Source organism: Cupriavidus sp. PB-02, assembly GCF_058252315.1.
Genome location: NZ_CM177694.1, coordinates 1,718,864 through 1,731,590, shown reverse-complemented (window position 1 = coordinate 1,731,590; position 12,727 = coordinate 1,718,864). Strand labels below are relative to the sequence as shown.

Below are 12,727 nucleotides of genomic sequence, written 5' to 3'. Positions count from 1 at the left end.
TAGCGCAGCTACCCCTTATCTGAACTGCCCGCGAAGCGCTCGATCTTGCGGGTCGGCCCGGAGACGACCAACAGGTCTTTCGGCTGGACCATGGTGGTGGCTGTCGCGTGCTCGAATTCTTCGTTGGCACGCTTGATGCCAACCACCGTGACGCCGAAATGCTCACGTACCCTGGACTCCAACAGCGTCTTGTTGTGGGTGGATGCCGGCGCATGGATCCTGGCGATGGCAAAGCCATCTTCGAATTCGATGAAATCGATCATCTTGCCTGTAATCAGGTGTGCAACCCGCGCTCCCATGTCTGCTTCCGGGAAGACGACGTGGTGCGCACCGATGCGTTGCGCGATCTGCCCATGCTCGGCGGTAAAGGCCTTGACCCAGATATCCTTGATCTCGAGTTCGGTCAGCGTCATCAAGGTCATCAGGCTGGACGACATATCCGTGCCAATGCCGACAATGGCGTGAGAGAAATCGGCCACGCCGAGCTGGCGCATCACGTTCACATCGGTCGAGTCGGCCTGAACCGCGCAGGTCAATACATTCGACCAGCGCTGCACCAGTTCGGCATCCCTGTCGATGCCCATGACATCGTGTCCCAGGCGCATGAGCGATTGCGCCACGGAACTGCCAAAACGCCCAAGCCCGATCACGACGATGCTGTCGCCTGCGGAGAAGGCGAACTGTTCGGTAAATAATCTAGCCAACAATTGGGTGCTCCTCGGGATAGCGGTATGGCGTGCGATGTTCGCCCATTGCCAGGGAAACCGCGAGCGTGATGGTGCCGACCCGGCCGGCATACATGAGCCCGGCCAGAATAAGCTGGCCGGAAGCCGGCAGGTCCGCCGTGATGCCGGTCGACAAGCCAGCCGAGCCGAAGGCCGCAATGACCTCGAAGATGACTTGATCGGTCGGGAACTCGGTGACGAACAGGATGGCCAATGTCCCTAGCGTAGTCAAAGCGCTTCCCAGCACCAATACCGTGATCGCCTGTCGCTGCGCCGAACTGCTGACCCGCCGCCCGAACGCCTCGCTGTCGCCGCGCCCGCGGATCTCGGCAATCACCAGCAATGCCAGGATGGCGATCGTGCCGACTTTGACGCCGCCAGCGGTACTCGCACTGCCGCCGCCGACGAACATCAGGAAGTAATGCAGCGCCATGCTTTCATGGGTCAGTGCGCTGATGTCGAACGAGTTGAAGCCGACGGTGCGGGCCGAGACCGAGGCAAACGCCGCGGACCAGAGCTTCTGGCCCGACGGCATCGCGCCGATGGTGAGTGCATTGCTCCATTCGAACAATAGCAGGCCAATAAAGCCCACCACGAACAGCACCGCCGTGGTCGCCAGGGTGAGCTTGCTATGCAGGGACCATCGGCGTGGACTAAAGGTCTTGTTGCGCAAGTCGTGCAGCACGGGAAATCCGATGCCACCGACGACGGCCGCCACCATCACCGGCGCCAGGATCCACTGGTCGGCCGCATAACGCATGAGGTTGTCCGGGTGCGTCGAGAAGCCGGCATTGTTGTAGGCGGAGATCGCGTGAAACACGCCGTCCCATGCGGCCTCGCGCCACGGAATGCCATAGGTGAAATGCAGCCTCGACGTCAGCCATGCCGTGAGGGCCAGTTCGACAGCGAACGTCACCACCAGTACCAGCTTGGCTACGCCGACCACATCGCCCAGACCGATCGCGTGGGTCTCGACCTGGGTGAGCAGCTTGGTCCGCAATCGCAGCGAACGATTGACCATCAGGCCAAGCAGCGTGGACGCGGTCATCATGCCAAAGCCGCCAAGCTGGAACAGCACCATGATGACTACCTGGCCGAAGCCGGACCAGTACGTTCCGGTATCCACGACTACCAGGCCGGTCACGCAGACCGCCGAGACCGAGGTGAAGAAGGCGGTCAGCCACGGCACGCTCCCATCGCCGATCCGGGCCCATGGCAACATCAGCAGTGCACTGCCCGCCACGATGGCCAGCAGGAACCCCATGGCGACGGCGCGGGCTGGATGCAGAGCTGCTCTCATGCCGGAATTGTGTCCCGAAGTCTGGCACAAATCCATGTTTCCAGACGAGCCGTTCGGCGTCCGCTGAAGCCCCACTCCCCGCCGGCCAGGCCGTCGATGGCCGAGGCAGGTTCAAGGGGCGCGGTGCCGGAGGCTCATGTAGAGCATGCGTCTCAACGTCCCGCCGCTTCTGCCGGCTTGCCCCGCGCCGATGCGGCATCGCTAGCCTTCCCCAAACTCCCGCCGACTGCGCGGTGCCTGCGGGCATTGCGCGTCCAGCGACTCCCGATACTTCACGCAGCCGCGCATGAACTGCGGCCAGTCGGGAACGACCGGAACCTGGCTGCTCGTGTCCGGCAGCAACGCCCACAGATCGGGGTGATGCCAGCACAAATCATGGCCGGAAGCATCCCGGTGCCGGCGTATGCCGGCGCGCAGTTTGCGCACTTCCTCGGCGAGCTGATCCCGGCTCATCGCATTGAGGTCGTCGTCCATAGCCTGCTCCTGACAGTCGTTTCGGAGAACCTGGATTCCTCGAATCCGGCGCACGTCGTCAACCGGTCAGACTGTACGCCGTACGTCCCGATACTACTCCCGCACGCACGCAAAAAAGGGCTCCCGAAGGAGCCCGCCCGGCTTGTTTCCGAAGGCTTGCGTAAAGCGCGTCAGGCAGGTACCTGCGTGCTAGCCGCCGCCTTTTCCTTCGAGAAGAGGCTCCTGGACGTTGCGACGTGATTCGCCAGCACTGGCCGCAGCACCATGATCGCCAGGAAGGCTGCGGTCAGGTCCATGCACGCCACCGTGTAGAGGACCGTCGACCAGGTACCGGTCGCCTCCATCATCAGGTTGCCGATCGGAACGAACAGTGCGCCGATACCCTTGGCGGTGTAGAGCACGCCGTAGATCTTGCCGATGTGCTTGGTACCGAAGGCGTCGCCGGCCAGGGCCGAGAACAGCGAGTAGACTTCGCCCCAGGCCAGGAACACCACCCCTGACAGGATCAGGAACGCATACGGGTTGCTGCCAAAGTAGCCGAGCGCAATGATGCCGATCCCTTCCAGCGTAAAGGCGATGACCATGGTCTTCTCGCGCCCGATATTGTCCGAGATCCAGCCGAACAGCGGACGCGAGATGCCGTTCATGATGCGGTCGAGCATCAGCGCCAGCGGCAAGGCGGCCATCACGAAGAAGTGCAGGTCGACCTTGAATTCCTTGACGCCGAGGTCCTTGGCGATGACACCGAGCTGGGCAACGGCCATCATGCCGCCGGTGACCACCAGGATGAACATCACCAGCATCAGCCAGAACAGCTTGGTGCACATCGCTTCCTTGAGCGTGTAGTCACGCGTGGCCTGGACCAGCTTCTGCGACGCCTTCACCTCATGCGCCTTGGGCGAGCGCAGGAACCACGCGGCGATAAACGCGAGGGAGCCTTGCAGCAGCCCGAAGAACAGGAAGGTGTGCTGGAAGCCCTGCGACTCGATCATGGCCGCGATGGGCAGGATCGTCGCCGCGGAGCCCGCGCCGTAACCGCCGGCGGTCAGGCCAACCGCGAGGCCGCGCCGGTCCGGGAACCACTTGAGCGCGTTGTTGATGCAGGTCGCATAAATCGAGCCCACGCCGAGACCGCCGACTGCCGCGCCGACATAGAAGCCCATCAGGGTGGTGGCCTGCGAATTGATGCACCACGCTGCGCCAATGAACAGCGCACCGAAGGCGACCATCAGCCGCGGGCCGAACTTGTCGATGAAGTAGCCCTCGATCGGCGCGAGCCAGGTCTGGACCAGCACGAACACCGTGAAGGCGATCTGGATGCTTGCGCGCGACCAGCCATAGGTATCCTGGATTTCCGGGACGAATAAGGTCCAGGCGTACTGGATATTGGCGGTGGCGATCATGCAAACGACGCCAACGAGCAGCTGGGTCCACCGGGCGGCTTCGGGGACCTGGGGATTGGGGCGAAATGCTGCCGACGGATTACTCATGGCGCGCTCCTTGAATCGTCTGATTTGGCTGATCCGAGAGTGCGGACGGGTATGCGGACGCGCTGCGCCCCAGCTTGGATATGGCTGCTGGCATTTTATGTCTCCTGGTCATTGGCATTTGTTGCCTTTTAATGCGACGCCGGACTGGCGTCTCCGCCCTCACCTGCCTCTAAAAATCAAGAGTGGCGATTGGATACACAGTATGTGATATATCAAGTAAGTTCAAGCGAAAGGAATGGCAGGGTTTTCACCAGATTTATTACCGCGCCAGATGGGAACCGGAGATTCACATTGGCTGCGTATCATTCCCCACGCCAAAGCCGCTACCAGCATGGGTTGGCGGGCGAAAATTCCAGGCTTTCCCCCGCTTCCCGCATATATCTCGTTAATAAATGAGCATTCCTGCTGAATCGACGGGAAAAGGCGGTGGCTTCAACTGGAGCTGAATCGCAGGGTTTTCCCCGACTCGATTCATGAGCGAAGCAAATATGCGCTCACATGGGTATCGCATCATTATTGCGGCCAAAAAAAAGCCCGCGGAGTCGCTCCACGGGCTGAGTCATGATGCGGGACATCGGCCGCAACATGTACTGCATGTTATAGGCGAGTTTTCAATGTTAATAAATAGAAACAAGCCCTCAGCGTGCGGGTTCCCTCATTACATTTTCGTAATGAGGGCAGACGGCCCATTCATTACATTTTTGCAATGAGGGAAAGCGGATTCCCTCATTACGTTTTTGTAATGGACAGGCATTTACGGCACACTTCGTTTCACTGCGTGGCTTCGTTATGTCACGGCATGATGTAATTGCCGGAATGCCGCGCACGAAGGCATCCGTTGCGGCGCCGGCGTCGGTCTCTGGCCGGCCAGGATGTGCCCGATGATTGTTGGCGCTGCGATCTCGTACAATCGTTGCCATAGTGGACAGTGCATTGCGCCCCCGCTCCCGGCTGTTTTCCCCAGCCGGGACCGGTTACCCACGCGAGTCCGCCTGTTGACCGATTTTCTTGCGAGATTCCTTCTGATGACGATCGGGCTGCTGAAGGGAGTCGGGGTTTCCACAGACCCCACCCAACACCGCCCGCCTTGACCATGCGCAAGCCCTGATCCAATCGCGGCCCGCAAACTGGCACCCATGACCACCATTCCTTCCTCGCCCTCCCGCGCCCCCGGTACCCCTGAACCGAAGATCGACGAACCGACGGTGGCCTTGCGCCGGCGCCGCCGGGCCTTCATGCCGCACGGCCGCCTGGCCTGGATCACCGGCGTCGTGAGCTGGACGCTGCTGATCGCCAGCACCTTGTTCTGGTGCCTGCTGCTGTTCGCTCTGGCGTTGCTGAAGCTGGCGCTGCCGTTCGCGGCGGTCCGGCGCCGCATCGATCCGCTGCTGAACGGGATCGCCACCGCATGGATTTCCTGCAATGCCGGCTGGTTTGCGTGGATCCAGCGCGAGCCCTGGGATGTTCAGGGCAATGACGGACTGCGCTATGCCGACTGGTACCTGGTGAACTGCAACCACCAGTCATGGGCCGATATCTTCGTGCTGCAGCGGTCGCTGAACCGGCGCATTCCGCTGCTGAAGTTTTTCCTGAAGCACCAGCTGATCTATGTGCCGGTGATCGGCCTGGCGTGGTGGGCGCTGGATTTCCCGTTCATGAAGCGCCATGGCAAGGCGCAGCTGCGGCGCAATCCGGCGCTGCGGCGGCAGGACCAGGAAACCGCGCGGCGCGCGTGCGCGAAGTTTTCATTGGTGCCGACCAGCGTGATGGTGTTTGCCGAAGGGACCCGCTTTACCGAGGCCAAGCGCGAGGCGCAGGCGTCGCCGTATCGCCACCTGCTCAAGCCCAAGGCCGGCGGGCTGGCGGTGGCGCTGAATGCGATGGGGAACAGGTTCCGCTCGATGATCGACGTCACCATCGCCTACCCGGAAGGCGCGCCGAGCTTCTGGGACCTCGCCTGCGGGCGCGCCGGCCCGGTGCTGGTGCGCATGCGGCAATTGCCAGTGCCGCCGTCATTCTGCGAAGCCGATTACGGCAGCGACAAGGCCTTCCGGACCGAATTCCATCACTGGCTGGCACAGCAGTGGGACGCCAAGGACGCCGAGATCGAGGCGCTGGTCGCCCCGCGCGCTGACTGACCGCTCCCGCCGGCGCAGCGCGAACGCCCTGCGCGGGCAGCCGTTGCCTACCCGGGCAACCGGGCCACTGCCCGTTTCCCCTGCGCGACCGCTGCCGTCACCGACGGGCTGCCGGCATTGTCGCTGTTGGCGATGCTGATATTGCCCACGCCGGCCAGGCCGGGCCACACCGCATCGGGCGCGACGTTCTCGCCCGCCAGGCTGTCCGGCATGTAGCTGTAGCCGTGCGCCCAGCGGTTGACGGTGATGCCGCGGATCACGTCCTTCGACGCAAAGCCGGCATGCCCGAGCATGCGGTCGAGCTGCGCGCGGATCTCGCGCTCGAGCGCGTCGAACGGCGTGCCGAGCAGGAAGGCGCGGCCGGCGCGGAAGCGGTCGCGCGCGCGCATGCCGCTGTCGGGTACGGTAGGCACGTAGAGCATGTGCAGCACCGCCGGGTCGGATGGCTGGTCGCCCGCCGGCGGTTCCAGCCACAGGTCGGTATAGGCCATGGCCGGTGCGTGGATGCGGCGCGTGCGCAGCGTGGCGAAGGACTGCCAGTGGTCCAGCGCCACCTTGGTGTAGACCAGCGGCGCCTTGGCTTCGTCGTGCAGCACGGCCTTCTGCGCCGCCGGCAGCGACGGCAGCAGGTACGGGATCATCATGTTGTAGCCGGCCAGCACCACATGGCGCGCCTCGACGCGATGCAGGTTGCCGCTGAAGCCGTAGGTCACCCGCGTGATATTGCCGTCGGGCTCGACCGCGATCGCGGTGCTGTTCAGGCGCAGGCGCACCGGCGCGCCGTCGCGGTCCAGCCGGCTGTAGTCGAACGCGGCCGTGGCCACATCGGCCGGCCTGGCGAGCGACGCCACGCCCGGGATCAGTTTCTGCACCAGCAGCCGCGCCAGCGAAGCGTTGCCGTCCGGGAACCACAGGCGCGATGCCGGCGACTTGCCGAGCCGCGCATTGCCCGCCGGCGCGGGCATGTTGGCGCCGGCCGGCAGCCCGATTGCGATCGCATCGGTGACGGAAATGCCATCGGCATCGAGCGCATAGGCATCGTTGCTGCGGCTGCGCAGGAAGCGCTGGCCGGCCAGGCCGATGCCGGCCTTGTCGCGCAGGAAGGCGCTGTAGCGCAGCGTGCGCAGTGCGGTGGCGCGCTCGGTCGCGGAAACGCCCGGCAGGTAGTCGGTGGTGCCGGCTGCCAGCCGCGCCAGCGCGGCACGGTCCGCGGCGGGGAGCGGCGTGTTGTCGAGAAAGCGCATCAGCGCCGCGGCCTCGGGACTGCCCGGCCGTTGTCCGCTGCGCGTATCGATCAGCTCGCCGAAGGGATCGCCCGGCACCCACTGGTCGCGGCCAAAATGCTCGGCATCGAAGAACACGGCGCGGCCCATGCCGAGCGCGGCATACGGGTCCGCGGGCGGTGGGCCGGGCAGGCGCGCGGCGTCGAGCCCCACCCCCGCCAGCAGTTCGCGCACCGCGGCGTCGGTGGCGGCACTGGGCGGCATCTCCGCGCTGCCGCCATAGGTCACCAGCCGCTTGCCGCGCACCGTGAACTCATTGCGCTTGGCATGGCCACCGAAGTCGTCGTGGTTGTCCAGGATCAGGATGCGGCGGTTGGCGCCGAAGCGGCGCCGGTAGAACCACGCCGCGGCCAGCCCGCTGAGGCCGCCGCCGACCACTACCAGGTCGTAGGCTTCGCGCGCCAGTACCACGGGATATTTCGCGCCTTCGCGCGCCAGGCTGTGGGCCAGCGTAAAGGTGCCCGCGTGGTTGCCGCGCAGCCCGGTCAGCGCCGGCGGATACACCGCCCCGCCCCCGGCCTGCTGCGCGTGCAGCAGTTGCACGGGGGCGAGCCCCGCGGCGATGGTCAGGGCGGTGCCGTTGAGGAAGTCTCTGCGCGTGATCGTCATCGGGTGCTCATCGAAAGGCTTCGGCTCAGCGGTGCCCGGCGAGCGCCTTGCGCCGCGCCGCCACCTCGGCTTCCCGCACCGGCGCGGCGCGGTTGCCCCAGCCGGCGCGGATAAAGGTCAGCACGTTGGCCAGCTCCTGGTCGTCCAGGGTCCAGCCGTAGCCGGGCATGTGGTAGTCCGCCGGTGCGGTGCCCACGCGTGCAGTCACGGCGCCGTCGAGCAGCAGGTTCACCAGCGAGGCGGGGTCCGGATCGGCCACGGTCGGGTTGCCGGCCAGCGGCGGGAACACGCGCGCAAAGCCCTTGCCGTCGGCGCCGTGGCACGGCATGCAGAACACCGCATACTGGCGCGCGCCGAGCTGGTCGAAGCGGCCCTGGTGCAGCTGCTGCGCGGTGGCGGGATCGGGCCGGAACGGCTTGTCCTCGCCGCGTGCGCCGGGGATCGACTTGAGGTAGGCGGCCACGGCTTCGAGGTCGGCCGGGCTCATGTACTGCGTGGCGGTGGAGATCACCGTCGACATCGGCCCGAACGAGGTCGCGTGCCCATTGCGCCCGGTGCGCAGGAACTCGGCGATATCGGCGCGCGACCATGCGCCCAGGCCGGTGAGCTGGTCGCCGGTCAGGTTGGTGGCGGACCAGCCTTCCACACTGGCACCGGCCAGGAAGTGGCGGCTGCGCTCGTCCAGGCCCTTCTCGGCAAAGAGCGGGCCGCGCGGCGTGTGGCAGGCGCCGCAGTGGGCCACCGCCTGCACCAGGTAGGCGCCGCGGTTCCAGGCCTCGCCGCGTGCCGGGTCGGTGCGGACCGGGTCGTCGTCGAGGAACAGCACGTTCCACACGGACAGCAGCCCGCGCACGCCGAACGGCCAGCGCATTTCAGGCGCCGGGTTGCGCTGCGCGACCGGCGCCACCTCGGCGCGCAGGTAGGCGTAGAGCGCCGCCACGTCTTCGGCGCGCATGCGTGCATACGACGGGTACGGCATGGCCGGGTACAGCCGCTTGCCGTCCCGCGCCACGCCCTTGCGCAGCGCACGGTCGAATTCGGGCAGCGTGTAGGCGCCGATGCCGCTGGCCGCATCCGGCGTGATGTTGGTCGAGTGGATGGTGCCGACCGCGGTGCGGATCGGCAGCCCGCCGGCGAACGGCTTGCCGCCTTCGCGCGTATGGCAGGCGGCACAGTTGGCGATGCGGGCCAGGTAGCGGCCGCGCTCGATCTGCTGCGCGTCGGCGCCGGCGGCGGCCAGCGCCAGGCGCGGCGCGGACAGCAGCGGCACCAGCATAGCCAGCGCCAGCCACAGCCAGGGCAGCAGGCGCGCCGGCAACGATGCGGCGGCGCGATGCCGCCCGGTGGGGCGAAACATGGGGACGGTCAGCTTATTATCGGGTGGGTTGTTTATCCATGCTGGCACAAACCCGGCCAATCAGGCCAGTGCAATCGCGGGTGTAATGGCGAAAGTATGGGCAGGCACCTGCGCTGTTGCGCTGGACACGGCCCAGTTGGCCAGCAGCACCAGGCATGCCACCAGCACGGCGGCCACGGCTGCGCCGGTCAGGATCAGCGGCACCGGGCGCAGGTTCTCCAGGTCGCGCTGGTGCTCCTGCCCCTTGCGCAGGCCGAAAAAACCCCACAGCACGGTTCGCAACAGCCTTAACTGACTCATGGCATCTCCTGGATAAAGCCTGTGGATACAAGAGCGGATTATGAGCCGCCTGCGTCAGTCATAACAGCATCAGATACCTGAAAAATTTACATATCAGTTTGCCGGGAGCCGGCGATAATGACACCACCCTGCTCCCCTGCCTGCCCCCGATGAAACGGTACGAAGCCCTCGCCGAAACCCTGGCCGCCGATATCCGCAACGGCAGCCTGCCGCCGGGCACGCGCCTGCCGTCGATCCGCAAGACCGTGGCGCAGTACGGCGTCAGCCCCTCCACCGCGTTCCAGGCCTACTACCGGCTGGAAGAACGCGGGCTGGTGCGGGCGCGCGAACGCTCCGGCTACTACGTGGCGGGGCCGGCACGGCGCGAGCTGCCGCAGCCGCAGGTACGGCCCTCGCGCCAGGTATCGACGCAGGTGGATATCTCCAAGCTGGTGTTCTCGGTGCTGGAAGCCGCGCGCGACCGCAAGCTGGTGCAGTTCGGCTCGGCCTTCCCCTCGCCCGAGCTGTTTCCGTGGGAGCGGCTGGGCAAGTCGCTGGCGCGTGCGGGCCGCGCGCTCGACCCGTGGCATTCGGTCAACGACCTGCCGCCGGGCAATACCGCGCTGCGCCGGCAGATTGCGCTGCGCTACCTCGGCGCGGGCGCACCGCAGCCGGCCGAGGACCTGGTCGTCACCAACGGCGCGCTCGAGGCGCTGAACCTGTGCCTGATGGCCGTGACCCAGCCAGGTGACGTGGTCGCGATCGAATCGCCCGGCTTCTATGCCTCGCTGCAGGCGCTGGAGCGGCTGCGCCTCAAGGCCGTGGAGATCCCGGTCGACCCGGCCGAGGGCATCGACCTGGGCGCGCTGGACGCGGCGCTGGCGCGGCATCCGGTCAAGGCGTGCTGGTTTATGACGCAGTTCCAGAATCCGCTGGGCGCCAGCATGTCGGAAGACAAGAAGAAGGCGCTGGTGGCGCTGCTGGCGCGGCACCAGGTACCGCTGATCGAAGACGATGTTTATGGCGAACTCTACTTTGGCAACCGCTGTCCGTTGCCGGCCAAGGCCTTCGATACACAGGGGCTGGTGATGCATTGCAGCTCGTTCTCGAAGACGCTGGCGCCGGGCTTCCGCATCGGCTGGGTGGCGCCGGGCCGCTTCGGCGAGGCGATCCAGCGGCTCAAGCTGATGACCACGCTGTCGGCCGGCGTGCCCACGCAGGTGGCACTGGCCGAGTACCTGCAGCATGGCGGCTACGACAAGCACCTGCGCAAGCTGCGCCACGTGCTGGAGATGCAGCAGGGGCGCATGATCGATGCCATCGGCCAGCATTTCCCGGAAGACGTGCGCGTGTCGCGGCCGGAGGGCGGCTACTTCCTGTGGGTCGAGTTCGCGGCGGGATTCGATGCGCTGGCATTGCACCATGCCGCGCTGGAGGCCGGCATCGGCATTGCGCCGGGGCCGATCTTCTCGGCGCGGCAGGGGTATCGCAACTGCATCCGGCTCAACTATGGGCACTTGTGGGACGAGGAGGCGGAGGCCGCCGTCGCCACGCTCGGGCGGCTGATCGCGCAGCAAGGGCAAGGCTAGCGCGCGTCGCGCCGGCGGCGCAGCGCCCATTCGAGCGTCTCGAATCCTGCCTGCACCACCAGCGCCAGCACCGCGGCCGGGATCGCGCCGGCCAGCAGCAGCGTGGCGTCGTTGAGCGCCAGGCCGGTGGCGATGCGCTCGCCAAAGCCGCCCGCGCCGACAAAGGCCGCGATCGTCGCCGTGCCCACGCTGATGATGGCCGCGGTCTTGACGCCGGCCAGCAGCACCGGCAGCGCCAGCGGCAGTTCCACGTAGCGCAGCACCTGGCCGCCGCGCAGGCCTAGCGCGCGCGCCGCATCGCGCATGCCCTGCGGTACCTGTTCCAGCCCGGTGCTGGTATTGCGCACGATCGGCAGCAAGGCATAGAGGAACAGCGCGACCATGGCCGGCCACACGCCGATGCGGCCCAGCAGCGGGATCAGCATGGCCAGCAGCGCCAGCGACGGCACGGTCTGCAGCACGCTGACCGCGCCCAGCACCACTTGCCCGGTGCGGCGCCGTCTCGCCGCAACGATGCCCAGCGGCACGCCGACCAGCGTCGCCGCACCGACCGCGCCCGCCACCAGGCCGACATGGCGCCGGGCGAGGCGCGTGGTGTCCGGGCCGAACAGCGCCGACCACAGCCGGCTGCGCGGCGCGTCATTGCCATGCCCTGCTTGCTGCGCTTGTGTGCCGGCGAGAAACGCGCGCGCAATCGCATCGAACGGCTGGGCGTCGATCTCGGCAGCCGCATTCATGGCGATCATGTCGTCGGCGCCGACGCGGCCAGCCAGCCGCTGCAGCGCCTGCCACGCCTGCGGGAAGCGCTGTGGCACGTCCAGCCGGTACACCACCACGGCGTCATAGCGCGGGAAGTAGTGCCGGTCGTCCTCCAGCACGCGCAGCTGGTACTTGCGGATCTTGGCGTCGGTGGAATAGATGTCGATCGCATCGACCTGCCCCGCTGCCAGCGCTTCATAGGCGACGCCGTGGTCCAGCCCGACCGGGCGCTGCGGCAGGCCGTAGCGGCTGGCCAGCCCCGGCCAGCCGTCGGCGCGGCCGAGGAACTCGTGCGACAGGCCGAGCCTGAGCTGCGGCTGCGCGGCCAGGTCGCTGAGCCGGTGCAGGCTGCCGGGCGCGCGGCTGTCGGAGACGGCAAGCGCGTAGGTGTTCTCGAAGCCTAGCCGGATCGCCGCGCCCAATCCCATTGGCGCCAGTGCCTTCTGGATGGCGTCGAGCCCGGCGCCGTGCGGCAGCTTCAGGATTTCCGCGGCGAGCGTGCCGGTGTAGTCGGGATACAGGTCGATGCTGCCGGCCTTCAGCGCTTCGAACACGATCGCGGTGTTGCCCAGGCCCGGCAGGTGCTGGGCGATGCCGGGCGGGCCTGCCGCCTGCGTCAGCAGTTCGCCAAGGATGTAGGACTCGGTAAAGCGCTTGGAGCCGACGCGCAAAGCATCCGCCGCCTGCGCAGGCGTGGCGGCTGCGAGTGCTCCAGCCAGCACCC

At 66.6% G+C, this 12,727-nt stretch carries 10 protein-coding genes; 2 read left to right on the top strand and 8 right to left on the bottom strand.

The window, feature by feature from the left end; genetic code table 11:
- Positions 1 to 8: 8 nt before the first annotated feature.
- The 4 genes from AC10V3_RS08310 to oxlT form a co-directional block, all read right to left on the bottom strand.
- Positions 9 to 707, bottom strand: coding sequence for a potassium channel family protein (locus AC10V3_RS08310; protein ID WP_022534653.1), 699 nt, complete (start codon positions 705 to 707; stop codon positions 9 to 11).
- The gene (locus tag AC10V3_RS08305; RefSeq protein WP_041681010.1) at positions 697 to 2,025 is read right to left on the bottom strand and encodes a TrkH family potassium uptake protein; all 1,329 of its coding nucleotides are present in this window, start codon (positions 2,023 to 2,025) and stop codon (positions 697 to 699) included. Before AC10V3_RS08305 ends, AC10V3_RS08310 begins: the two co-directional genes overlap by 11 nt.
- A gap of 201 nt (positions 2,026 to 2,226) precedes the next feature.
- Complete coding sequence (locus AC10V3_RS08300) at positions 2,227 to 2,499, bottom strand: hypothetical protein (protein ID WP_022534651.1); 273 nt, start codon at positions 2,497 to 2,499, stop codon at positions 2,227 to 2,229.
- A gap of 170 nt (positions 2,500 to 2,669) precedes the next feature.
- Positions 2,670 to 3,989: an oxalate/formate MFS antiporter gene (gene oxlT, locus AC10V3_RS08295; protein ID WP_022534650.1), complete on the bottom strand. Its 1,320-nt coding sequence runs from the start codon at positions 3,987 to 3,989 to the stop codon at positions 2,670 to 2,672.
- Positions 3,990 to 5,224: 1,235 nt separating this feature from the next.
- Between oxlT and yihG the strand changes: the two genes are divergently transcribed.
- Entirely contained in the window at positions 5,225 to 6,127 is a 903-nt protein-coding gene (gene yihG / locus AC10V3_RS08290) for a 1-acylglycerol-3-phosphate O-acyltransferase, YihG family (RefSeq protein ID WP_041681351.1), read from the top strand.
- A gap of 47 nt (positions 6,128 to 6,174) precedes the next feature.
- On the opposite strand, the gene AC10V3_RS08285 is transcribed toward yihG, so the two are convergent.
- From AC10V3_RS08285 to AC10V3_RS08275, 3 genes are all read right to left on the bottom strand, one after another.
- Positions 6,175 to 8,019: an NAD(P)/FAD-dependent oxidoreductase gene (locus AC10V3_RS08285; protein ID WP_022534647.1), complete on the bottom strand. Its 1,845-nt coding sequence runs from the start codon at positions 8,017 to 8,019 to the stop codon at positions 6,175 to 6,177.
- Positions 8,020 to 8,044: 25 nt separating this feature from the next.
- Positions 8,045 to 9,295, bottom strand: a complete 1,251-nt coding sequence (locus tag AC10V3_RS08280) for a cytochrome c (protein WP_490923672.1) — start codon at positions 9,293 to 9,295, stop codon at positions 8,045 to 8,047.
- A gap of 141 nt (positions 9,296 to 9,436) precedes the next feature.
- Entirely contained in the window at positions 9,437 to 9,676 is a 240-nt protein-coding gene (locus AC10V3_RS08275; protein ID WP_490923483.1) for a DUF2970 domain-containing protein, read from the bottom strand.
- Between the two features lie 149 nt (positions 9,677 to 9,825).
- On the opposite strand from AC10V3_RS08275, the gene AC10V3_RS08270 reads away from it, so the two are divergent.
- Positions 9,826 to 11,244: an aminotransferase-like domain-containing protein gene (locus AC10V3_RS08270; RefSeq protein WP_022534644.1), complete on the top strand. Its 1,419-nt coding sequence runs from the start codon at positions 9,826 to 9,828 to the stop codon at positions 11,242 to 11,244.
- Here AC10V3_RS08270 and AC10V3_RS08265 read toward each other — a convergent pair.
- Complete coding sequence (locus AC10V3_RS08265) at positions 11,241 to 12,725, bottom strand: glycine betaine ABC transporter substrate-binding protein (RefSeq protein ID WP_041681009.1); 1,485 nt, start codon at positions 12,723 to 12,725, stop codon at positions 11,241 to 11,243. The genes AC10V3_RS08270 and AC10V3_RS08265 overlap by 4 nt on opposite strands.
- Between the last annotated feature and the right edge of the window lie 2 nt (positions 12,726 to 12,727).